This is a genomic window from Pseudomonas asplenii (assembly GCF_001293465.1).
Classification (GTDB): domain Bacteria; phylum Pseudomonadota; class Gammaproteobacteria; order Pseudomonadales; family Pseudomonadaceae; genus Aquipseudomonas; species Aquipseudomonas fuscovaginae_B.
The window spans coordinates 314,537-338,218 of record NZ_JSYZ01000003.1 but is presented as its reverse complement, the minus strand read 5'-3'; the positions used below and the strand labels follow the sequence as shown (position 1 = coordinate 338,218).

Here is a 23,682-nt window from a genome sequence, read left to right as displayed (position 1 = left end):
TACAAAAACCTCATCAAACTCTTCAGGCGCATCACTGCGGGTTGGCACGGGTGCTGGACAACAGCGACTTCAGGCTGGCTGCCTTCGGCTTGACCAGCCAGAAGCGCCGCAGGTAGTCATCCAGGTTCTCGGCGAGGTTACGACCCCATTCGCTGTCGGTCTCCTCGACGTACTCGTCCAGCACGTTCTGCAGGTGGCTGCGATAGGCTTCCATCGCTTCACCGCTGATCCGCTGGATTTCCACCAGCTCGTGGTTCACCTTGTCGACGAAGGTATTGTCCTGGTCCAGCACGTAGGCGAAACCGCCGGTCATGCCCGAACCGAAGTTGTAGCCGGTCTTGCCCAGTACACAGACGAAACCGCCGGTCATGTATTCGCAGCAGTGGTCGCCAGTGCCTTCCACCACGGCGTGGGCACCGGAGTTACGAACGGCGAAACGCTCGCCCGCGGTGCCGGCGGCGAACAGCTTGCCGCCCGTGGCGCCGTACAGGCAGGTGTTGCCGACGATGGCACTGTCCTGGGTGCGATAGGCGCTGCCCTTGGGCGGCACGATCACCAGCTTGCCGCCGGTCATGCCCTTGCCGACGTAGTCGTTGGCGTCGCCTTCGAGGTACAGGTTCAGGCCACCGGCGTTCCACACGCCGAAGCTCTGCCCGGCCGTGCCCTTGAAGCGGAAGGTGATCGGCGCCTTGGCCATGCCCTGGTTGCCGTGGACCCGGGCGATTTCGCCGGAGATCCGCGCACCGATGGAACGGTCGCAGTTGCAGATGTCCAGGTCGAACTCGGCACCGCTCAGGTCGTTGATCGCAGGCCGGGCCATTTCCACCATCTTCTCGGCCAGCAGGCCCTGGTCGAATGGCGGGTTGCGGTCGACCTGGCAGAACTGCGGCTTGTCCGCCGGCACATGATCGCTGCCCAGCAGCGGGGTCAGGTCCAGGTGGTGCTGCTTGGCGGTCTGGCCTTCGATGACGTCCAGCAGGTCGGTACGCCCGATCAGTTCCTCGAGGCTGCGCACGCCCAGCTTCGCCAGCCACTCACGGGTCTCCTCGGCGACGTAGGTGAAGAAATTCACCACCATGTCGACGGTACCGATGTAGTGGTCCTTGCGCAGCTTGTCGTTCTGGGTCGCCACGCCGGTGGCGCAGTTGTTCAGGTGGCAGATACGCAGGTACTTGCAACCCAGGGCGATCATCGGCGCAGTGCCGAAGCCGAAGCTCTCGGCCCCGAGGATGGCCGCCTTGATCACGTCGAGGCCGGTTTTCAGGCCGCCGTCGGTCTGCACCCGGACCTTGCCGCGCAGGTCGTTGCCGCGCAGGGTCTGGTGGGTTTCGGCCAGGCCGAGTTCCCATGGTGCGCCCGCGTACTTGATCGAGGTCAGTGGCGAAGCACCGGTACCGCCGTCATAGCCGGAGATGGTGATCAGGTCGGCATAGGCCTTCGCCACACCGGCGGCGATGGTGCCGACGCCGGCTTCCGCCACCAGTTTCACCGAGACCAGCGCCTGCGGGTTGACCTGCTTGAGGTCGAAAATCAGCTGCGACAGGTCTTCGATCGAGTAGATGTCATGGTGCGGCGGAGGCGAGATCAGGGTCACGCCCGGTACCGCATAACGCAGCTTGGCGATCAGGCCGTTGACCTTGCCGCCAGGCAGTTGGCCGCCCTCACCGGGCTTGGCGCCCTGGGCCACCTTGATCTGCAGCACTTCGGCGTTGACCAGGTATTCCGGGGTCACGCCGAAACGGCCGGTCGCCACCTGCTTGATCTTCGAGCTCTTGATGGTGCCGTAGCGCGATGGATCTTCGCCGCCCTCACCCGAGTTGGAGCGTGCGCCGAGGCGGTTCATCGCCTCGGCCAGGGCCTCGTGGGCCTCCGGCGACAGGGCACCGAGGGAGATACCCGCCGAGTCGAAGCGCTTGAGGATCGCCTCCAGCGGCTCGACCTCGTCGAGGCTCAGCGGCTGGTCGAGGGTCCTGACCTTGAGCAGGTCGCGGATCATCGACACCGGACGGTTGTCCACCAGCGCGGTGTATTCCTTGAACTTGGCGTAGTCGCCCTGCTGCACGGCAGCCTGCAGGGTATTGACCACATCCGGGTTGTAGGCGTGGTATTCGCCGCCGTAGACGAACTTCAGCAGGCCGCCCTGCTGGATCGGCTTGCGTGCGCTCCAGGCTTCGGCGGCCAGCAGCTTCTGCTCGGCTTCGAGGTCGACGAAACGGGCGCCCTTGATCCGGCTCGGCACGCCACGGAAGCTCAGGTTGACCACTTCCTCGGACAGGCCGATGGCTTCGAACAACTGCGCGCCACGGTACGAGGCGATGGTCGAAATGCCCATCTTCGAGAGGATCTTGAGCAGGCCCTTGGTGATGCCCTTGCGATAGTTCTTGAAGACTTCGTAGAGATCGCCCAGCACTTCGCCGGTGCGGATCAGGTCACCCAGCACTTCGTAGGCCAGGAACGGATAGACCGCCGAGGCACCGAAACCGATCAGCACCGCGAAGTGATGCGGGTCACGGGCGGTCGCGGTTTCGACCAGGATGTTGCTGTCGCAGCGCAGGCCCTTCTCGGTCAGGCGATGGTGCACCGCACCGGTGGCCAGGGACGCGTGCACCGGCAGCTTGCCCGGGGCGATATGACGGTCGCTGAGGACGATCTGGGTACGCCCGGCACGCACGGCTTCCTCGGCCTGGTCGGCGATGTTGCGCACGGCCGCTTCCAGGCCGACGCTCTCCTCGTAGTTCAGGTCGATGATCTGGCGCTCGAAGCCCGGACGTTCCAGGTTCATCAGCGAGCGCCACTTGGCCGGCGAAATCACCGGCGAGCTGAGGATCACCCGCGAGGCGTGTTCCGGCGACTCTTCGAAGATGTTGCGCTCGGCACCGAGGCAGATCTCCAGCGACATGACGATCGCTTCGCGCAGCGGGTCGATCGGCGGGTTGGTCACCTGGGCGAACTGCTGGCGGAAGTAATCGTACGGCGTGCGCACACGCTGGGACAGCACGGCCATCGGCGTGTCGTCGCCCATCGAGCCGACCGCTTCGTAGCCCTGCTCGCCCAACGGGCGCAGCACCTGGTCACGCTCCTCGAAGGTGACCTGGTACATCTTCATGTACTGCTTGAGCTGCTCGACGTTGTAGAACGCCGAACCATGGTCGTTGTCTTCCATGGTCGCCTGGATCCGCAGGGCGTGCTTGCGCAGCCATTGCTTGTACGGATGGCGCGACTTCAGGCGGTTGTCGATCGAATCGGTGTCGAGGATCTGCCCGGTCTCGGTGTCCACGGCAAAGATCTGCCCCGGTCCGACACGGCCCTTGGCGATGACGTCTTCCGGCTGGTAGTTCCACACGCCGATTTCCGACGCCAGGGTGATGTAGCCGTTCTTGGTGGTGACCCAGCGCGCCGGGCGCAGGCCGTTGCGGTCGAGCAGGCAGACCGCGTGGCGACCTTCGGTCATCACGACGCCCGCCGGGCCGTCCCAGGGCTCCATGTGCATGGAGTTGAATTCGTAGAACGCGCGCAGGTCGGCGTCCATGGTCTCGACGTTCTGCCACGCTGGCGGAATCAGCATGCGCACGCCGCGGAACAGGTCGATACCGCCGGTCACCATCAGCTCCAGCATGTTGTCCATGCTCGAAGAGTCGGAACCGACACGGTTGACCAGCGGGCCCAACTCGTCGAGATCGGGGATCAGGTCGTTGGCGAACTTGGTGCGACGGGCCAGGGCCCAGTTGCGGTTGCCGGTGATGGTGTTGATCTCGCCGTTGTGCGCCAGGAAGCGGAACGGTTGCGCCAGCGGCCATTTCGGCAGGGTGTTGGTCGAGAAACGCTGGTGGAACACGCAGATGGCGGTCTTGAGCGTCGGGTCGCCGAGGTCCGGATAGAAGGCGGCGAGATCCGCCGGCATCATCAGGCCCTTGTAGATGATGGTCTTGTGGGAAAAGCTGCAGATGTAGTGATCGGTATCGGCGGCGTTGGCCACCGACGAACGACGACGGGCGCTGAACAGCTTGATGGCGAACGCCTGGTCGCTCAGGCCTTCACCGCCGATGAATACCTGCTCGATCTGCGGCAGGCGCTCCAGGGCCAGGCGGCCGAGGACGCTGGTATCGATCGGCACCTTGCGCCAGCCCACAAGTTGCAGGCCGGCCGCGAGGATTTCGCGATTCATGTTTTCGCGCGCGGCTTCGGCTTTGACCGGGTCCTGGTTGAAGAACACCATGCCCACCGCATATTGCTTGGGCAGATCGCTACCGAATTGCGATTTTGCGACAGCACGCAGGAACTGGTCGGGCTTCTGGATCAGAAGGCCGCAACCGTCACCGGTCTTGCCATCGGCGTTGATCCCACCACGGTGGGTCATGCAGGTCAGGGCCTCGATGGCCGTCTGCAACAGGTGATGACTGGGTTCGCCTTGCATGTGGGCAATCAGGCCGAAACCGCAGTTATCCTTGAATTCATCTGGTTGGTACAGACCTGCTTTCATAGACACTTTCTCACCAGGCTGCCTCTCAACGAGGCAAATTTCTTTTCAATTCAACCGCTTACCATCCACGCCGAACGTACGCCGACTTTGTAGGGGCAAAAGGGAGGTCATTGTACACACCGACACAGACGCCCACAAATTTAGCGACGAAATGTCGAAAATTCGTGTCGCATTTATGAAAGGTTTAAAACGATCTTTCGTGCTAGTCAAAGATTTTTTGAATTTTGACCGCTACGACTCAAATCTACCGTGACGCAGACACCACAAGGCACGCAGCTTTGCGGGCTGCGCGCCGAGGTGGAAATTTTGAGGTGCTGGAAAGGCGACCTGGGTAAGGCCGCCGAATCATCAGCGAGTTGTGGCGAGGTCCTGTTGGACACTGGCGACAGTGCGAGGCCAAGGTTTACCAGCCTGAACCTTCGCTGGCAAGGCCTTGATAGCGCTTACCGCTGCATCGCGGCTGGCGAAGCTACCATAGGTGATCACATAAAGCGGCTTGCCGTTGAGCACTTTCTTGAAATAACGGTACTCGCCGCCCTGCTCCTTGATGAAGTTCTGGGCAGTGGCTTCGGAGCTGGTGCCCAGGATCTGCACCACGTAGTGGCCCGGAGCCTGGCCTGCATACCAGCTACTGCCGGCAGCCGGCTTGGCCGCTGCCGCAACGGGCTTCTCGACCGGTTTCTCGGCCTTGGCCACCGGCTTGGCGGCCGGTACCGGTACGGGCGTCTGCGCAGGCTTGGCGGCTGGAACGGCCGGCTTGGCCGTGGCCACCTGGGTGGGCGCCGGCGTCGGACGAGCCGGGGTCGGCGCAGGACCTGCCGGCACGCCCAGCGGTGGCGCGGTCGTGGTCACCGTTGGAGGCTGCGCTACGCCACCCTCCACCGCCGGAGCACCGCCGTCGTCGCCTTCCGGCATGCCACCGGCCGCTTCGGCCAACGGGCCGCGCATCACCGGCTGCGACTGGCCGACCAACGGCAGCGGCATCGGTTGCGAATTGCCGGCGAATTCGACCGACGGACCACTGCCCGGCTTCGGCGCCTGTCCCAACGGCAGCTGGGCCTGCTCGCTCGGCGCGCCGGCGGTTACCGGCGCCTTGCTGCGACCAGAACTCATCCAGGCCGCAGCGATCGCGACCACCACCACGCCGGACAACGCCAACACGTATTTCTTTGACATCTTGAACCCCATACTTGGTCGCTTGACCGCGGAGCGGCTGGCAATCATGGCTTCGATCATTGCGTCGCGGGCCACCTGGTTGATGTTGCCAGGCCAGCCTTCGGCGCTTTCGTGAATCTCAGTGATCTGCTCAGCGGAAAAAAGTTCTATCCCCTGCCCCGCACCTTCCAGGCGCTGGGCCAGGTATTCGCGCGTTTCCTCTTCCGTGTAGGGTTGCAGCTCGATCACGTGAAAACGCTCTTCCTGCGCACTGTGCGGCTCCAGGGCGGCAATCAGTGACGACTCGCCAAACAGGAAGACATGTGGCCGGCCTTCCGGCGCACCAGCGGCCAGGGCCAGCAACGCCTCGATCGCCGAATCGTCCAGTTGCTCGGCATCATCGACCAGCAGATAGACCTCCTGGCCGGTGAGCGCCAGCTGCACCACCTGCGCCAGGATCGAGGATACGTCGGCTTCGGCCACGTTCAGGGCCTGGGCGATCTGGTACAGCACACCAGCCGCATCGCCGGCGCCACGGGCGGAAACCACCACGCTCTGCACCGACTGCTTGTTGGTGCTGGCCACCAGCGCCTGGCGCAGCAGGGTCTTGCCGCTGCCCAGCGGGCCGGTCACCACCAGCAGCAACTGGCTGTAGCGCGCCAGGTGATGCAACTGCCCCAGCACCGGCTTGCGCTGGGCCGGGAAAAACTTGAAGCCAGGCACCCGTGGAGCGAAAGGATCGTGACTCAACTGATAATGGCCGAGGAAAGCCTCGTCGGCATGCAAACTAGTCATCGGAATCTAATCAACCTTTAAGCTGAGCCAAGGCGCGGTAGTCCGCCCCCAGCGTGGCCTGTAGAACCTCTTTCGGATAATCGTCGGTCACTACGGCTTCGCCCATGCGGCGCAACAGCACCAGGCGCATGCGACCGTCGATCACTTTCTTGTCAACTGCCATGTGTTCGAGAAAATCGGCTTCGGTCATTTCCTCCGGGGGAATGACCGGCAAGCCTGCGCGCTGGAACAGGCGAATACCGCGATCGCGCTCGGCCTCGGTGATCCAGCCCAGGCGCGCCGACATTTCCAGCGCCATGACCGTGCCCGCCGCCACCGCTTCACCGTGCAGCCAGACGCCATAGCCCATGTGGGTTTCGATGGCATGGCCAAAGGTGTGCCCGAGGTTGAGCGTGGCACGCACGCCGGACTCGCGCTCATCGGCACCGACCACGGCCGCCTTGGCCGCGCAGGAACGCTCGATGGCCACGGTCAGGGCCGCCTGGTCCAGGCTACGCAGGGCATCGACATGCTCCTCCAGCCAGGTCAGGAATGGCTCGTCGCAGATGAGCCCGTACTTGATGACCTCCGCCAGGCCCGCCGACAGTTCCCGGGCCGGCAACGTCCTGAGGCTCGCGGTATCGATCAGCACCGCATTCGGCTGATAGAACGCACCCACCATGTTCTTGCCCAGCGGATGGTTGATACCGGTCTTGCCGCCCACCGACGAATCGACCTGCGACAACAAGGTAGTCGGAACCTGGATAAAGTCCACCCCGCGCTGATAACAGGCCGCGGCGAAACCGGCCATGTCACCGATTACCCCGCCACCCAGGGCGATGAGGGTGGTGCGGCGATCGTGACGGGCTTTCAGCAGGCCGTCGAAGATCAGTTGCAGGGTTTCCCAGTTCTTGAAGGCTTCGCCGTCGGGCAGCACCACCGAGGTCACCGAATAGGCCGCCAGGCTGCGAGTCAGGCGCTCGAGATAGAGCGGCGCGACGGTTTCGTTGGAGACGATTGCGACTTGCCGACCGGCAATGTACGGCGTCAGTAGCTCGGGCTGGTCCAGCAACCCCTCGCCAATGTGAATCGGGTAGCTACGCTCGCCAAGATCGACCTTAAGTGTCTGCATGTGTCCCCACAGTGAAGATGGACGCGGGCGTCCAGTCCCAGGATTAACGATTGTTGGCGGCGTCCGTTTCCGGCGCGGCCCGATGGCCTTGAGCCATGACCGCGGGCGGGCATGGCGGGCGTCGAGAATAGCGCATTTCCTCGCCTGCTTTAACGGGGAGGTAGCTGCTGCAAGCGCTCCAGGATGTCCAGTACGACCATGCGTGGTGGCCGCTCATCGGTTTCCACCACCAGATCGGCGATTTCCCGATACAGCGGGTCACGGATCGCCAGCAGGTCGCGCAGGGTCTTCGCCGGGTCGGCGGTACGCAGCAGCGGCCGGTTGCGGTCGCGGGCGGTACGCCCGACCTGCTGCTCCACCGAGGCATGCAGGTAGACCACCCGGCCGCCGGCATGCAGTGCCTGGCGGTTTTCATCGCGCATCACCGCGCCACCGCCCGTCGCCAGCACCACGCCATCGCTGGCACACAACTCGGCGATCATGGCCTGCTCGCGATCACGGAAGCCTGGCTCGCCTTCCTTGTCGAAGATCCACGGGATATTCGCGCCGGTGCGCAATTCAATTTCCTTGTCGGAATCCTTGAACGGCAGACGCAACTCTTTGGCCAGCAAACGACCTATGGTGCTCTTTCCAGCACCCATAGGCCCAACAAGAATCAAATTTCGCACAGAATCAACGACTCACAGCAATCGCCTGGTTATTCATGATACGCGGAGTCAGGAATACCAGCAGCTCGGATTTTGCTTCCGAGACGATGTCCCGACGGAAAAGGCGCCCAACATACGGCACATCGCCCAGAAATGGCACCTTCTCTTCGGTTTTGCTCTGAGTATTGGAGAATACGCCGCCGATCACCACGGTCTCACCGTCGTTGACCAGCACCTTGGCGTTGACTTCGTTCTTCTTGATCGGCGGTACGTTGTTGAGCACGTTCTGGTAGTCCGGCTCATCCTTGGTGACCTTCACTTCCATGATGATCCGGTTGTCCGGAGTGATCTGCGGCGTGACCTCCAGCGACAGCGACGCCTCCTTGAAGGACACCGAGGTGGCACCGCTGGAACTCGATTCCTGGTACGGGATTTCCGTGCCCTTGAGGATCTTCGCGGTTTCCTTGTCGGACGTGACCACCTTGGGCTGCGACACGACCTCACCGTTGCCGGTCTTCTCCATCGCGCTCAGTTCCAGGTCGAGAATGGTGTTGTCGGTGACGAAGCCGATACCGATACCGGAGGTCGCCGAAGTCGCACCCAGGTCGACGAACGGTGTGCTGGCGCTCTGGCCGGTCAGCCGGCTCAGGGTCGGCGAACCGCCATTGGTCTTCCAGTTGCCACCGGAAATGCTGCCGCCCCAGCGAGCACCCAGTTGCTTGTCGTAGCCGACGTTGGCTTCGACGATACGCGCCTCGATCATCACCTGGCGCACCGGGATGTCCAACTGCGCAACGATCCGCCGCAATTCGTCGAGGCGCTCCTGGGTCTGGTAGGCAATGATGTTGTTGGTACGCTCGTCCACGGTGATCGAGCCACGCTCGTCGCCCTTGCTCTCGGCGCTGGTCACCGACTGGAACAGCTTGGCGATATCCGCGGCCTTGGCATAGTTGACCTGCAGCAGCTCGCGGCGCAGCGGCGCCAGTTCGGCGATCTGCTTCTGCGACTCGAGTTCCTGGCGCTCACGCGCGGCGATCTCGTCCGCCGGCGCCACCAGCAGTACGTTGCCGATCTTGCGCTTGTCCAGGCCCTTGGTCTTGAGCACCAGGTCCAGCGCCTGGTCCCACGGCACGTTCTGCAGGCGCAGGGTGATCCCGCCCTGCACCGTGTCGCTGGCCACCAGGTTCAGGTTGGTGAAGTCGGCGATCAGTTGCAGCACCGAACGGACGTCGATGTCCTGGAAGTTCAGCGAAAGCTTTTCGCCGCTGTAGACAAAACGCTCGGCGTTGCGTCGCTGAATGTCATCGACGGTCAGCGGACGGACACTGATGGTCAGCTTGTTGTCGGTCTGGTAGGTCGAATAATCGAAGGCACCACCCGGCTCGATGGAAATGCTCGCGCGGTCGGCGCCAGCCGTGGCATTGACGTACTGCACCGGCGTGGCGAAGTCCTTCACGTCCAGGCGCACGCGCAGGGACTCCGGCAATTGGGTGCGCGGGAAGTCCACGCTGATCTTGCCGCCCTTTTCCTGGATATCCGGGCTGATGGAAGGATCGGAAAGCTCGATGACCACATTGCCTTCGCCCTGCTCGCCACGCTGGAAGTCGACGCTGCGAATGGCCTTGCCCACCGGCGCATAGGCCTTGGGCGCCAGCCGCGCCGGTTGCGCGGCGGCAGCCACCGGCCGGCTGCCGGCCGCCGGACTGGCAACCGCGGGCGCCGCGCCCTGGCCGACCACCACGAACAGGTTGTTGCCATCGATCCGGGTGCTGTAGGGCGCCAGTTTGGTCAGGTTGATGATCAGCCGGGTGCGATCCTTGGCCTCGACCACGGTCACGCTGCGCGCGTTGCCCACGCCCAGGTCGCGAGTCCGGGCGGTCAGCTGGCTGGCCACCCCGGTCAGGTCCAGGGCAATCCGCGCCGGCTGCTCGGTGGTATAGCCGTGCGGAGCCGGGGGAGCGCTGTCGAAGGCCAGCTTGATCTCGACCCGATCCCCAGGCAGCGCCGCCACGTCGAGGGTCTTGAGATTGGCAGCGAACACCATCGGCGACACCACCGCCATCCATAGCGAAAGGCCGAGGGCGCAAAGGATCCTGTTCATATCGAGTTCCACTATGAGTGCTCTTTCAAGGGGATGGTGCGAGGTCGTTCCAGCCAGCCGCCTTCGCCGTCCGGAACGATCTCGATCACTTCGACCTGGGAATCGGTGATGGCCACGATACGGCCCTCGTTGCGTCCCAGGTAATCGCCCACCTTCAATCGATGAACACCACCGGCCCCGCGCAACAGGGCGTAGGTACCGCTGGCGTTGGAAAGGGTGCCCACCATCTCGAACTGCTCGATGTTGAAGCCTTCGAGGAATTGTTTGGTCCGGTTCGGATCCGGCTTGACCTCGCGCGAGCCCTTCTGGCGATTCACCAGGTCGATCTTGACCGGCGGCTGGAACGGACTGCGCAGCGACGCCGCGCTGTAGGTGAACGTTTCGTAGGACTGGAACTTGGGCGTCGGCTCGATGTTGCCGGCCGGCCGCGCGCGCACCTCGCGCATGTAGGCATCCAGGTCGCTGAAGTCATTGCCACCGCCACAACCGGCCAGCAACAGGGTCAGCAACCCTACGCACAACCCGCGCAAGCCGATCATTTCTGCAGCCCCTTGTCGTTGTAGCGATAGGTCTTGGCGAGAATGTTCATGCGCAGCTTGTTGCCGTTGCCCTCGGTCACCGGCCTGATCTCGAAGTCATGCAGGGTGACGATGCGCGGCAGGCTGGCCACGCCGCTGACGAAGGTGGCCAGGTCGTGATAGGCGCCGGTGACGGTGATCTGGATCGGCAGCTCGATATAGAACTGCTGCGCCACTTCCGGCAACAGCTTGATCTCCTCGAACTCCAGTCCGCTGCCGAGCCCGGTACGCGTGATGTCTTCCAGCAGCCCCGGCACTTCGGTGTCGCTGGGCAGTTGCTTGAGCAGTGCGCCGAAGGAGGCCTCCATGTCGAGCATCTGCTGGGTATAGGCCTCGAGGTTCGCCGCCAGGTGCGCCTTGGTCGCGAACTGCTCCTTGAGAGTGACCTCGCTGGCCCGCTGCTGGTCCAGTTGCCCGGTCAGGTCCTGGATATAAACCACGTAGCCCAACGCCAGCACCAACACCGCGACAATCACCCCACAGAACACCTTGACCGCAGCCGGCCAGGAGCCGATGTTCTGCATGTCGAGATCGGCGATGTCGATCTTGCGCAGGCTCTCCAGCCGTTCGGAAATATTCATTTGGCTGCCCCCGAAACCGGAGGCTGGGTCTGGCGCACGCTCAACTGGAAGACGTTGGCCTGATCCACCGTGCCACTGGTGGTCGCCTTGACCTCGGTCAGGCTGGGAGCCTCGAGCCAGTCGGAGGCATCGAGATTGCGCATCAGGTCCGAGACACGGTTGTTGGACTCCGCCGCACCGGTGATCGCGATGGTTTTACCGGTCATCTTCACGTCCGTGAAATACACGCCATCGGGCAGAGTCCGCGTCAGTTGATCGAAGACCCGCCCGCTGATCGAGCGGTTGCCCTGCAGGTCCTGGATGATCTTCATGCGTTCGATCAGTTGCTGGCGACGGGCTTTCAAGTCGCTGATCTGCTTGATCCGCGAGTCGAGCTGGGCGATTTCCTTGCTCACATAGGCATTGCGTGCAACCTGGTGATCGATGGAATGGCTGATGTACTGGTCGGCGATCAGGACGATACCGACCGAAATCACCAGCACTCCGACCAGGGCCGTCAGGAAGCGTTTGCGTCGCTCTTCACGCAGTTGTTCACGCCAGGGCAGAAGGTTGATCCGCGCCATCAGTCAAAACTCCTCAACGCCAGGCCACAGGCGATCATCAGGGCTGGCGCATCGCTGGCCAGCGCCCCGGCATTGACCTTGCTGCTCAACGCCATGTCGGCGAAAGGGTTGGCGACCATGGTCGGCGTGCCCAGCCGCTGCTGGATCAGGTGATCGAGCCCGGCAATGGAGGCGGTACCGCCGGCCAGCAGGATGTAGTCGACATCGTTGTACTGGCCCGAGGCGAAGAAGAACTGCAGGGAGCGCGACACCTGCTGGACCAGGGCATCCTTGAACGGCTGCAGGACCTCGACGACATAATCGTCGGGCAGGCCGCCCTGCTTCTTCGCCAGCCCCGCCTCCTCGTTGGAAAGGCCATAGCGCCGCTGGATTTCCTCGGTAAGCTGGCGTCCGCCGAACAATTGCTCGCGGGTATAGATGATCCGCCCGTTATGCAGGACGCTGAGGGTGGTCATGGTCGCACCGATATCGACCACCGCGACCGTCAGCTTGTCGTGGTCGATGGCCAACTGGGACGCCAGCAGGCCAAAGGAGCGCTCCAGCGCATAAGCCTCGACATCGACCACCCGGGCATCGAGCCCGGCCAGGCCGAGGGCCGCCTCGCGCACCTCGACATTTTCTTTCCGACAGGCGGCCAACAGCACCTCGACCCGCTCGGGGTTGCGCGCCGAATACCCCTGGACCTCGAAGTCGATGGCGACTTCCTCCAGCGGATAGGGAATGTACTGGTCGGCTTCGATCTTGAGCTGGCTCTCCATGTCATCATCGGAGAGCCCGGCATCCATTTCGATGGTCTTGGTGATGACCGCGGAACCGGCCACCGCCACCGCGGCTTCGCGTGCACTGGTCCGGGCCTTGAGCAGCACTCGCGTCAGGGCCTGGCCGACGCCTTCGAGTTCGGCAATGTTCTTCTCGACCACGGCATTGGGCGGCAGCGGTTCCACGGCATAGGACTCGACCCGATATCGATTGCCCGAGCGGCTCAATTCGAGGAGCTTGACCGAGGTGGAACTGATGTCTATGCCCAGGAGCGAATGCGCTTTTTTGCCGAAGAGTCCAAGCACTACCGATTCCCTATTACTATCCGCGACTTACGGACCCTTTATGATGAAGGGCATTTAATAGCAGTCTTGACATAAGCGCAAATGACGCTCAAGGCCAAAAATGCTTATAATGCCCCACGCTTTTCTCCGAGTCGTCGAACCAGCGCTTGCCGTGAATCTAGCCTGACGCCCAACTCATTCTTTTATCTGGAAATCCACAAGCCTTGATTCGTCTGCTGAAGTTTTTCGGGTGGTCTTTCGTCGCCATATTCTGCGGGCTGCTGCTCGTCCTGAGCGGCGCGTTTCTCTATCTTAGTCCGGGCCTGCCGTCCGTGGAGGCCCTGCGAAGCATCCAGTTGCAGATTCCACTGCGGGTCTACACCAGTGATGGCAAGCTGATAGCCGAATTTGGCGAAATGCGTCGCTCTCCCATTCGCTTCGCCGACATCCCCCCGAACTTCATCAACGCCCTGCTCAGTGCCGAAGACGACAACTTCGCCAACCACTATGGCGTCGACCCCAGCAGCCTGATGCGCGCCGCGACCCAACTGGTCAAGAGCGGCCATATCCAGTCCGGCGGCAGCACCATCACCATGCAGGTGGCGAAGAACTTCTTCCTGTCCAGTGAGCGTAGCTTCTCGCGCAAGACCAATGAAATTCTCCTGGCCCTGCAGATCGAGCGGCAACTGACCAAGGACGAAATCCTCGAGCTGTACGTGAACAAGATCTACCTCGGTAACCGTGCCTACGGTATCGAAGCCGCATCGCAGGTTTATTACGGCAAGTCGATCCGCGACATCAGCCTGGCCCAGATGGCCACGATCGCCGGCCTGCCCAAGGCACCGTCGCGCTTCAACCCGCTGGCCAACCCGGTACGGGCCAAGGAGCGCCGCGACTGGATCCTCGGCCGCATGTACAAGCTGGGCAAGATCGACGAGGCTGCCTACCAGGCCGCTCTCGCCGAGCCGATGAACGCCAGCTACCACGTGCCGACACCGGAAGTGAACGCGCCGTACATCGCCGAGATGGCCCGCGCCGAAATGGTCGGCCGCTACGGCAGCGACGCCTACACCGAAGGTTTCCGCGTCACCACCACGGTACCGAGCAACCTGCAGGAACTGGCCAACCATGCGGTTCAGGAAGGCCTGATCACCTACGACCAGCGCCACGGCTACCGCGGCCCCGAGTCGCGCCTGCCGGGCAAGACCCGCGAGGCCTGGAACCTCGAGCTGAGCAAGCAGCGCACCATCAGCGGGCTTGAGCCGGCGATTGTTACCCAGGTGGACAAGAACGCCCTGCACGTATTGACCCGCAACGGCATCGAGAGCGTGGCCTGGGACACCATGAAGTGGGCCCGCCCCTACCTGAACACCAACAGCATCGGCGCGGCACCGAAACAACCTGCCGACGTCGCCCAGGTCGGCGACCTGATCCGCGTGCAGCGCCAGGCCGACAACAGCCTCAAGTTCAGCCAGATCCCGGCCGCACAGAGCGCGCTGGTCTCGCTCGACCCGCAGAACGGCGCCATTCGCGCCCTGGTCGGCGGCTTCGCCTTCGAGCAGAGCAACTACAACCGCGCCATGCAGGCCAAGCGCCAGCCGGGTTCGAGCTTCAAGCCGTTCATCTACAGCGCAGCCCTGGACAACGGCTACACCCCGGCCAGCCTGGTCAACGACGCGCCGATCGTGTTCGTCGACGAATACCTGGACAAGGTCTGGCGGCCGAAGAACGACACCAACACCTTCCTCGGCCCGATCCGCCTGCGCGAAGCGCTGTACAAGTCGCGCAACCTGGTCTCGATCCGCCTGCTGCAGAGCCTGGGCGTCGACAAGACCATCGACTACATCGCCCGGTTCGGCTTCAACAAGCAGGACCTGCCGCGCAACCTGTCCCTGGCCCTGGGTACCGCGACCCTGACGCCGATGGAAATCGCCACCGGCTGGAGCACCTTTGCCAACGGCGGCTACAAGATCACGCCATACCTGATCGACAAGATCGAAAGCCGCAACGGCGAGACCCTGTTCGTCGCCAACCCGCCGAGCGTACCCACCGGCATGGCGGCCAGCAGCGGTATCGCCGCACCGAGCCATTCGACCTTCACCATCAACGGCACCAGCGAAGGACCGGCGCCTGCCGCCCAGGCACCGGCGGTCGCCGAGCGTATCGTCGACGGACGCACCACCTACATCCTCAACAGCATGCTCGAGGACGTGATCAAGCTCGGCACCGGCCGCCGCGCCCTGGCCCTGGGCCGCAGCGACCTGGCGGGCAAGACCGGTACCACCAACGAATCCAAGGATGCCTGGTTCAGCGGCTACAACGCCGACTACGTGACCACGGTCTGGACCGGCTTCGACCAGCCGGAAAGCCTTGGCCGCCGCGAGTTCGGCGGCACGGTGGCGCTGCCGATCTGGATGGACTACATGGGTGCCGCGCTCAAGGACAAGCCGCCACACACCCAGGCCGAGCCGGAAGGTATCCTCAGCCTGCGGGTCGACCCGGTCAGCGGCCGTGCAGCGGTACCGGGCACGCCGAACGCCTACTTCGAGCTGTTCAAGAGCGAGGACACGCCGCCATCGGTCAATGAGCTGGGCACGGGTGGCAGTGCCCCCGGCAGCCCGCTGCCGGCGGACGAGTCGGCACCGATCGACCTGTTCTGATCTGGGACAAAACCGCGGCGCTGCCTTCGCGGGCAAGCCCGGCTCCTACAGTTTCGTGTCGTACACGCCCCCGTGTGCAGCACAGGCCTGTAGGAGCGTGGCTTGCCCGCGAATGGCCTGCGCAACTCTCACGCTTATCCCGACCACGAACAAAAAAGCCCCGACTCATCCGAGCCGGGGCTTTTCATTCGACGCTACAGCGGCTTAGCCGTTGAACACGTCATCCACGCTTTTCAGCGGGTAGTGCTTCGGATACGGCAGGGTCGCCACGCCGGTCTCGATCGCGGCCTTGGCCACGGCATCGGAGATCACGGTGATCAGACGGGCATCCAGCGGCTTCGGAATGATGTACTCACGACCGAATGCCAGCGAGTCAACACCATAGGCCTCGCACACTTCCTTCGGCACCGGCAGCTTGGCCAGATCCTTCAGGGCGTTGGCTGCGGCGATTTTCATTTCCTCGTTGATGCGCTTGGCGCGAACGTCCAGGGCACCACGGAAGATGAACGGGAAGCCCAGCACGTTGTTGACCTGGTTCGGGAAGTCCGAACGACCGGTGGCCATGATCACGTCGCTACGGGTGGCATGGGCCAGCGCCGGGGCGATTTCCGGATCCGGGTTCGAACAGGCGAACACGATCGGGTTGGCCGCCATGGACTTCAGGCCTTCAGCGCTCAGCAGGTTCGGGCCGGACAGACCGACGAACACGTCAGCGCCTTCCAGGGCATCGGCCAGGGTGCGCTTGTCGGTCGCGTGGGCGAAGACCGCCTTGTACTGGTTCAGGTCGTCACGGCCGGAATGGATCACGCCGCTACGGTCGATCATGTAGATGTTCTCGATCTTCGCACCCATGCTGACCAGCAGCTTCATGCAGGAGATCGCGGCAGCGCCGGCGCCCAGGCAGACGATCTTCGCTTCCGGCAGGGTCTTGCCGGCGATTTCCAGGGCGTTGATCATGCCGGCCGCGGTAACGATTGCGGTACCGTGCTGGTCATCGTGGAACACCGGGATGTCGCACTGCTCGATCAGGGCGCGCTCGATCTCGAAGCACTCGGGTGCCTTGATGTCTTCCAGGTTGATGCCACCGAAGGTGATGGAGATGCGCTTGACGGTGTCGATGAAGGCTTGTGGGCTTTCCGAGTCGACTTCGATGTCGAACACGTCGATACCGGCGAAACGCTTGAACAGTACGCCCTTGCCTTCCATGACCGGCTTGGAGGCCAATGGGCCGAGGTTACCCAGGCCGAGGATCGCGGTGCCATCGGAAATGACCGCAACCAGGTTGCCCTTGCCAGTATACTTGTAGGCCAGTTCGGGATCGCGGCCGATTTCACGTACGGGCTCGGCAACTCCAGGGCTGTAGGCCAGCGACAGGTCGCGGGCGGTGGCGGTGGCTTTGGTGAGCTCGACGCTCAGCTTCCCCGGACGAGGATTGGCATGATATTCGAGAGCGGCAGTTTTCAAATCTGACATGTGGGCATTCCGCTTTTTACTGTGGGACAGACGGACCGCCGAGGATACGCGTGTCGCAAAGTCCTCACAAGACTGACCGGTCACCCGTGTCAAGGGTCGCAACCTACGACTTTGGCCCAAGAGCCACGGAATACAAGGCGCAAACTGTTCACAATCGAGATGAAAAATGTCTACACTTTTTCTCGAAAGGCTCTTACGAAGACCTGGTATCACTTCAAGAATAGCAGTCGCCACGCCCCCGCCCTGACGCCGGCCAACCTTGCGCCCACAAAAAAGGCGCTCACAAGGAGCGCCTTCTTCATCAGCGTGGAACAGCCATTCAGGCTGCCCAGTAAAAAGGCCTCAGGCCTTTTTCGCGCCGAATGCACCGAAACGATCGGCGAACTTCTGAACGCGGCCGCCGGTGTCCAGAGTCTTCTGCTTACCGGTGTAGAACGGGTGGCACTCGTTGCACACGTCGATTGCCAGAGGCTTGGCGAAGGTCGAACGGGTTTCGAACTTGTTGCCGCAGCTGCAGGTAACGGCAACTGCTGGGTATTCTGGATGAACGTCTGGTTTCATGGTGACTTCCTCGGCTAGCGTGCCGCCGCCCAACACTATTGTTGAACACCGCACGTAATTTAGCCGGCGATAATACCACCCTTGCAGAATGAAGCAAGCTGTCACCGGCACCAGTCGTCTGCTAGGCTCCCGCCCTTCTCATCGCCATTACCCGGGATAACCGCGTGTCCGAAGCCATTCTGCGCCTCGCCCTGCCTTCGCCCCTGCGCCGCCTGTTCGACTACCGGGCGCCCAAGGGAGTGCCGCGTAACGCGCTGCACCCCGGCATGCGGCTGCGGGTGCCATTCGGGCGGCGGGAAATGATCGGCATTCTGGTGGAAGTGGCCGAGCACAGCGAAGTCCCGGCGGACAAGCTCAAGCCTGCACTGGCCCTGCTCGACACCACGCCACCGCTGCCGCCGGCGCTGTTCCGGCTGTGCCTGTGGACCGCCCAGTATTACCAGCACAGCCTCGGCGACACCCTGAGCTGGGCCCTGCCGGTGCTGCTGCGCCAGGGCGAGCCGGCCGAGGCGCGCCAGGAGCGTTTCTGGTCGATGGCACCGGGCGCGCGCCTCGACGACCCACGGATCGCCCGGGCACCCCGCCAGCGCGAGGCCCTGGCCACCCTGGCGCAGCACCCCCACGGCGTGGCACACCAACTGCTGGGCAAACTGCAACTGAGCAAGGACAGCCTCGACCTGCTGCTGGCCAAGGAACTGGTGCAGGTGGAAATCCGCAGGCACGCCCCCGGCGAGCGCCACGAGCACTGGCTGGCGCAACCGGAACTGCCGCTCAACGAGGAACAACGTGCCGCCTGCACGGCAATCCGTACCGGCTTCGACAGCTTTCACGCCTTCCTGCTGGCCGGCGTCACCGGCAGCGGCAAGACCGAAGTCTACCTGCAACTGATCCGCGAAACCCTGGAGGCCGGCAAGCAGGCCCTGGTGCTAATCCCGGAGATCAACCTCGGTCCACAGACCCTGGCGCGCTTCGAGCAGCGCTTCAACGCCCGGATCGCCTTGCTGCACTCCGCCGTCAACGATCGCGAACGTCTGGATGCCTGGCTCGCCGCCCGCGACGGCGAAGCCGACATCATCATCGGCACCCGCTCGGCGCTGTTCACACCGATGAAGAACCCCGGGCTGATCATCATCGATGAAGAGCACGACGGCTCCTATAAACAGCAGGAAGGCCTGCGCTACCACGCCCGCGATCTGGCCCTGGTCCGCGCCCGCCAGGAAAACATCCCGATCGTGCTGGGCTCGGCCACCCCGTCACTGGAAAGCCTGCACAACGCCCATATCGGCCGCTACGGCCTGCTGCGCCTGACCCAACGCGCCGGCGGCGCCAAGGAACCGCGTTTCCTGCGCCTGGACGTGAAAAGCCGCCCACTGGACAGCGGCATCTCCGGGCCGATGCAGCAGGCCATCGGCCAGACGCTCGCGGCCGGCCAGCAGGTGCTGGTGTTCCTCAACCGCCGTGGCTTCGCGCCCACGCTGTTGTGTCACGACTGCGGCTGGATGTCCGAATGCTCGCGCTGCGATGCACGCATGACCGTACACCAGCGCTATGGCGAACTGCGTTGCCATCATTGCGGTAACGTCGAACGGGTACCGCGCAATTGCCCACAATGCGGCAAGGTCGACCTGCGCCCGGTCGGTGCCGGGACCGAGCGGGCCGAAGAGCGCCTGGCGATCCTGTTCCCCGACTACCCGGTGTTGCGGGTCGACCGCGACAGCACGTCGCGCAAGGACGCGATGAACCAGCTGTTCACCACCATCCAGAAAGGCCAGCCGTGCATCCTGGTCGGCACGCAGATGCTTGCCAAGGGCCATCACTTCCCACGGGTGACCCTGGTCGCGATCCTCGATGCCGATGGCGGCCTGTTTTCCGGTGACTTCCGCGCCAGCGAACGCATGGCCCAACTGATCGTCCAGGTCGCGGGCCGTGCCGGGCGGGCGGAAGAGCCGGGCAAGGTGATCATCCAGACCCACCTGGCGGATCATCCGTTGCTGGTGCAGTTGACCGAACAGGGTTACTTCGCCTTCGCCGAACAGGCCCTGAGCGAGCGCCGCGCCGCCGGCCTGCCGCCGTTCGCGCACCTGGCCCTGCTGCGTGCCGAAGCCCACAAGCCAGGCCAGGCGGAAGGTTTCCTCGACGAAGCCTGTAGCGAGGCGGAACGCCTGCTGGGTGAGATGGAGCTGGGTGGCATCGAGCTGCTGGGGCCGGTACCGGCACCGATGGAGCGCCGTGCCGGGCGTTTCCGCGCGCAATTGCTGCTGCAGGCCAACGCCCGCGCGCCGCTGCATCGCCTGTTGAGCCATTGGCTGCTGGTGCTGGAACAGATGCCGGGTGGGCGGCAGGTCAGGTGGTCGCTGGATGTAGATCCGGTGGACCTCTATTGATCGCGAGATCCTCTTCGCGGGCAAGCCACGCTCCTACAGGACGGAGTCGAACACAAATCTTGTGTACGCCACGGCCCCGTAGGAGCGTGGCTTGCCCGCGAAAGGGCCTCCAGCAACACCGCAAGTCCGCAACCTGTTGGCAAGCTCGCCCCGGCAACGGATAATATCCAGTTTTTCCACCTGCGCCTTGGGCGCCGCCGCGCTCGCGGTCGAAAGAGAAGACCATGAAAGACACCATTCGCCAGCTGATCCAGCAAGCCCTCACCCAACTCGTCAACGAAGGTGTGTTGCCTGAAGGCCTGACGCCGGCGATCCAGGTCGAGAACACCCGCGACAAGACCCATGGCGATTTCGCCAGCAACATCGCGATGATGCTGGCCAAGCCTGCCGGCCTGAAGCCCCGCGACCTGGCGGAAAAGCTGATCGCCGCCCTGCCGGTCGATGAAAACGTCAGCAAGGCGGAGATCGCCGGCCCCGGCTTCATCAATTTCTTCCAGAACACCCAGGCCCTGGCCTCGCGCCTGGACGCCGCCCTGGCCGACGCCCGCCTCGGCGTGCGCAAGGCCGGCGCGGCCCAGCGCACCGTGGTCGACCTGTCGGCACCGAACCTGGCCAAGGAAATGCACGTCGGCCACCTGCGCTCGACCATCATCGGCGATGGCGTGGCGCGGGTCCTGGAGTTCCTCGGCGACACCGTGATCCGGCAGAACCACGTCGGCGACTGGGGCACCCAGTTCGGCATGCTGATGGCCTACCTGCAGGAAAACCCCATCACCAGCGACGAGCTGTCGGACCTGGAGAACTTCTACCGCGCCGCCAAGCAGCGCTTCGACGAGTCGCCCGAGTTCGCCGACCGCGCCCGCGGCCTGGTGGTCAAACTGCAGGCCGGCGATGCCGAGTGCCTGGCGCTGTGGACCCGCTTCAAGGACATCTCGCTGTCCCACTGCCAGAAGATCTACGAACTGCTCAACGTCAAGCTGACCATGGCCGACGTCATGGGTGAAAGCGCCTACAACGATGACCTGATCAACGTGGTCAACGACCTCAAGGCCGCCGGCATGCTGGTCGAGAGCAACGGCGCCCAGTGCGTGTTCCTCGACGAGTTCAAGAACGCCGAAGGCGAGCCGCTGCCGGTGATCATCGTCAAGGCCGATGGCGGCTACCTCTACGCCACCACCGACCTGGCCGCCGTGCGCTACCGCAGCCGCCAGCTCAAGGCCGACCGCGCGCTGTACTTCGTCGACCAGCGCCAGGCCCTGCACTTCCAGCAGGTGTTCGCCGTGGCCCGCAAGGCCGGCTTCGTGACCCATCCGATGGAAATGGAGCACATGGGCTTCGGCACCATGAACGGCGCCGACGGCCGTCCGTTCAAGACCCGCGACGGCGGCACGGTCAAGCTGATCGACCTGCTGACCGAAGCCCGCGAGCGCGCCTACAACCTGGTCAAGGAAAAGAACCCGGACCTGGCCGAAGCCGAACTGCGCGAGATCGCCCGGGTCGTGGGTATCGGCGCAGTGAAGTACGCCGACCTGTCCAAGCACCGCACCAGCGACTACAGCTTCAACTTCGACCTGATGCTGAATTTCGAAGGCAACACCGCACCGTACCTGCTGTACGCCTACACCCGCGTGTCCGGCGTATTCCGCAAGCTGGGCAAGGACTTCAGCGAAGTCGACGGGCAGATCGTCCTCGAAGCCGCCCACGAGCAGGAACTGGCGGCGAAGCTGGCGCAGTTCTCGGAAGTGCTCAATAGCGTTGCCGAGAAGGGCACGCCGCACATCCTCTGCACCTACCTGTACGATGTCGCCGGCCTGTTCTCCAGCTTCTACGAGAACTGCCCGATCCTCGGCGCCGATACCCCGGCCCGTATGCAGAGCCGCCTGCGCCTGGCGGCGCTGAGCGGTCGTACCCTCAAGCAAGGCCTGGAGCTGCTGGGCCTGGAAACCCTGGAGCGCATGTAAGTTGGCAGCGAAGAAAAAACCCGCACCGAAACGCGGCGCCAGCCGCTACCAGGCTCCCGAAAAGAAGCCGATCCCGGGCTGGTTGTGGCTGGCCATCGGGCTGGGCGTTGGCGCCTTCATCGTCTTCCTGATGAAACTGGAACCGGGCAAGGGCGATGACGTCAAGCGCGTGCGCCAGGAACAGCAGAAAGCCGCCAAGGTCGCCGAAGCCAACAAGACGCCTCCGAGCCCGACCCAGCCGGTGAAGCCCAAGTACGACTTCTACACCCTGCTGCCGGAATCGGAAGTCATCGTGCCGCCGGAGGCCGTGCCGGAGAAAACCCTGCCGACCCCGCAGACCGTGCCAACCCCGCAAACACCGGTGACCCCGGCCGAAGCGGCGAAGATCGACACCGCCCGGGCCCAGGCGGCGCTGGCCGGGATCACCCCGCCACCGCCACCACCGGTGGCCAAGGCGGAACCGGCGGCGGTGACGAAGTTCTTCCTGCAGGCCGGTTCGTTCCGCAAGGAAGCCGACGCGGACAAGGTCCGGGCGCAGATCATCCTGCTCGGCCAGGCGGTTTCGGTGGAGTCCGGCACGGTGAAGGACGAGACCTGGTATCGGGTCCTGGTCGGTCCGTTCAGCAACCGCGAACAACTGACCACGGCCCAGAAACAACTGGCCGCCAGCGGTTTCAGCAATCTGTTGTTACAACAACGCCAGAGCCGCTGACCCTGCCGGCCTCTACGGAGGGTTGGGCCGGGCTTGAAGGCCCATGTGCTGGCCAGCCAGGCGCCCACGGGCCCGTGTCGCACGCCGATTGCGTGCACGGCCCGCCCTCCCTGCGGAGCCGGCTTGCTGGCGATCCGCCGCAGACGACCATTCAATATCGTCCTTGGCGCTGGCAAGGCCACTATCGCCAGCAAGCCGATTCCCACAGGATGACGCGCACTTCTCCTACACCACTCGTCCCCCAACCTCACCCGAGGTTGAAAATCCCTGCACCACCCCCATATGAGTTTCCATCAGGCATTTTCGCCCCGCTGCGTGGAGACACTCCCTTGACCACCATCGTTTCAGTTCGCCGCCACGGCAAAGTCGTCATGGGTGGCGACGGCCAGGTTTCCCTCGGCAATACCGTCATGAAGGGCAACGCCAAGAAGGTTCGCCGCCTCTATCACGGCCAGGTCCTCGCCGGCTTCGCCGGTGCCACCGCCGATGCCTTCACCCTGTTCGAACGTTTCGAAGGTCAACTTGAAAAACACCAGGGCCACCTGGTCCGTGCCGCCGTCGAACTGGCCAAGGAATGGCGTACCGACCGCTCCCTGAGCCGCCTGGAAGCCATGCTGGCGGTTGCCAACAAGGACGCCTCGCTGATCATCACCGGCAACGGCGACGTGGTCGAACCGGAGCACGGCCTGATCGCCATGGGCTCCGGCGGCAACTATGCCCAGGCCGCGGCCAGCGCCCTGCTGAAGAAAACCGACCTGTCGGCCCGCGAGATCGTCGAGACCGCCCTCGGCATCGCCGGCGACATTTGCGTATTCACCAATCACCACTTCACTATTGAGGAGCAGGACCTCGCGGAATAGGCAGTGCCAGCCCTGTA

The 23,682-nt window shown here is 63.6% G+C and carries 16 protein-coding genes; 5 read left to right on the top strand and 11 right to left on the bottom strand.

The features are described 5' to 3' along the window. Positions 1-31 precede the first annotated feature (31 nt). The 9 genes from gltB to PF66_RS05405 form a co-directional block, all read right to left on the bottom strand. A complete protein-coding gene (gene gltB, locus PF66_RS05445; RefSeq protein ID WP_054059810.1) occupies positions 32-4,480 on the bottom strand; it encodes a glutamate synthase large subunit in 4,449 nt (1,482 codons plus the stop codon). 348 nt (positions 4,481-4,828) lie between these two features. Then, entirely contained in the window at positions 4,829-6,430 is a 1,602-nt protein-coding gene (locus PF66_RS05440; protein WP_054062079.1) for an AAA family ATPase, read from the bottom strand. Positions 6,431-6,440: 10 nt separating this feature from the next. Next, positions 6,441-7,541 carry a 3-dehydroquinate synthase gene (gene aroB, locus PF66_RS05435; RefSeq protein ID WP_054062078.1) on the bottom strand — a complete coding sequence of 367 codons (1,101 nt, stop codon included), beginning with the start codon at positions 7,539-7,541 and terminating at the stop codon, positions 6,441-6,443. Positions 7,542-7,690: 149 nt separating this feature from the next. After that, a complete protein-coding gene (gene aroK / locus PF66_RS05430) occupies positions 7,691-8,209 on the bottom strand; it encodes a shikimate kinase AroK (RefSeq protein ID WP_026145113.1) in 519 nt (172 codons plus the stop codon). A 4-nt stretch (positions 8,210-8,213) separates the two neighbouring features. Beyond that, complete coding sequence (gene pilQ, locus PF66_RS05425; RefSeq protein WP_054062204.1) at positions 8,214-10,289, bottom strand: type IV pilus secretin PilQ; 2,076 nt, start codon at positions 10,287-10,289, stop codon at positions 8,214-8,216. Between the two features lie 11 nt (positions 10,290-10,300). Next, entirely contained in the window at positions 10,301-10,828 is a 528-nt protein-coding gene (gene pilP / locus PF66_RS05420; RefSeq protein WP_054059114.1) for a type 4a pilus biogenesis lipoprotein PilP, read from the bottom strand. Further along, on the bottom strand, positions 10,825-11,448 hold the full coding sequence (pilO, locus tag PF66_RS05415) for a type 4a pilus biogenesis protein PilO (protein WP_054059113.1): 624 nt from the start codon (positions 11,446-11,448) through the stop codon (positions 10,825-10,827). The genes pilP and pilO overlap by 4 nt, the downstream gene beginning before the upstream one ends. Further along, a complete protein-coding gene (locus PF66_RS05410) occupies positions 11,445-12,011 on the bottom strand; it encodes a PilN domain-containing protein (RefSeq protein ID WP_054062077.1) in 567 nt (188 codons plus the stop codon). The genes pilO and PF66_RS05410 overlap by 4 nt, the downstream gene beginning before the upstream one ends. Beyond that, on the bottom strand, positions 12,011-13,075 hold the full coding sequence (locus PF66_RS05405) for a pilus assembly protein PilM (protein ID WP_054059111.1): 1,065 nt from the start codon (positions 13,073-13,075) through the stop codon (positions 12,011-12,013). The genes PF66_RS05410 and PF66_RS05405 overlap by 1 nt, the downstream gene beginning before the upstream one ends. Before the next feature lie 206 nt (positions 13,076-13,281). Here PF66_RS05405 and PF66_RS05400 point away from each other — a divergent pair, with 206 nt between their 5' ends. Further along, positions 13,282-15,714: a penicillin-binding protein 1A gene (locus PF66_RS05400; RefSeq protein WP_416773405.1), complete on the top strand. Its 2,433-nt coding sequence runs from the start codon at positions 13,282-13,284 to the stop codon at positions 15,712-15,714. 204 nt (positions 15,715-15,918) lie between these two features. On the opposite strand, the gene PF66_RS05395 is transcribed toward PF66_RS05400, so the two are convergent. Next, positions 15,919-17,187, bottom strand: a complete 1,269-nt coding sequence (locus tag PF66_RS05395) for a malic enzyme-like NAD(P)-binding protein (RefSeq protein ID WP_054062076.1) — start codon at positions 17,185-17,187, stop codon at positions 15,919-15,921. Positions 17,188-17,529: 342 nt separating this feature from the next. Next, positions 17,530-17,748 carry a 50S ribosomal protein L31 gene (gene rpmE, locus PF66_RS05390; protein WP_054059108.1) on the bottom strand — a complete coding sequence of 73 codons (219 nt, stop codon included), beginning with the start codon at positions 17,746-17,748 and terminating at the stop codon, positions 17,530-17,532. Positions 17,749-17,912: 164 nt separating this feature from the next. On the opposite strand from rpmE, the gene PF66_RS05385 reads away from it, so the two are divergent. The 4 genes from PF66_RS05385 (at position 17,913) to hslV (ending at position 23,665) form a co-directional block, all read left to right on the top strand. Further along, positions 17,913-20,132 (top strand): primosomal protein N', encoded by a 2,220-nt coding sequence (locus PF66_RS05385; protein ID WP_054062075.1) that lies wholly within the window; start codon positions 17,913-17,915, stop codon positions 20,130-20,132. 224 nt (positions 20,133-20,356) lie between these two features. Beyond that, positions 20,357-22,093, top strand: a complete 1,737-nt coding sequence (argS, locus tag PF66_RS05380; RefSeq protein WP_054061522.1) for an arginine--tRNA ligase — start codon at positions 20,357-20,359, stop codon at positions 22,091-22,093. A 1-nt stretch (position 22,094) separates the two neighbouring features. Further along, positions 22,095-22,805 carry an SPOR domain-containing protein gene (locus PF66_RS05375; protein ID WP_054062074.1) on the top strand — a complete coding sequence of 237 codons (711 nt, stop codon included), beginning with the start codon at positions 22,095-22,097 and terminating at the stop codon, positions 22,803-22,805. Positions 22,806-23,134: 329 nt separating this feature from the next. Beyond that, positions 23,135-23,665 (top strand): ATP-dependent protease subunit HslV, encoded by a 531-nt coding sequence (hslV, locus tag PF66_RS05370; protein WP_017901757.1) that lies wholly within the window; start codon positions 23,135-23,137, stop codon positions 23,663-23,665. Positions 23,666-23,682 lie beyond the last annotated feature (17 nt).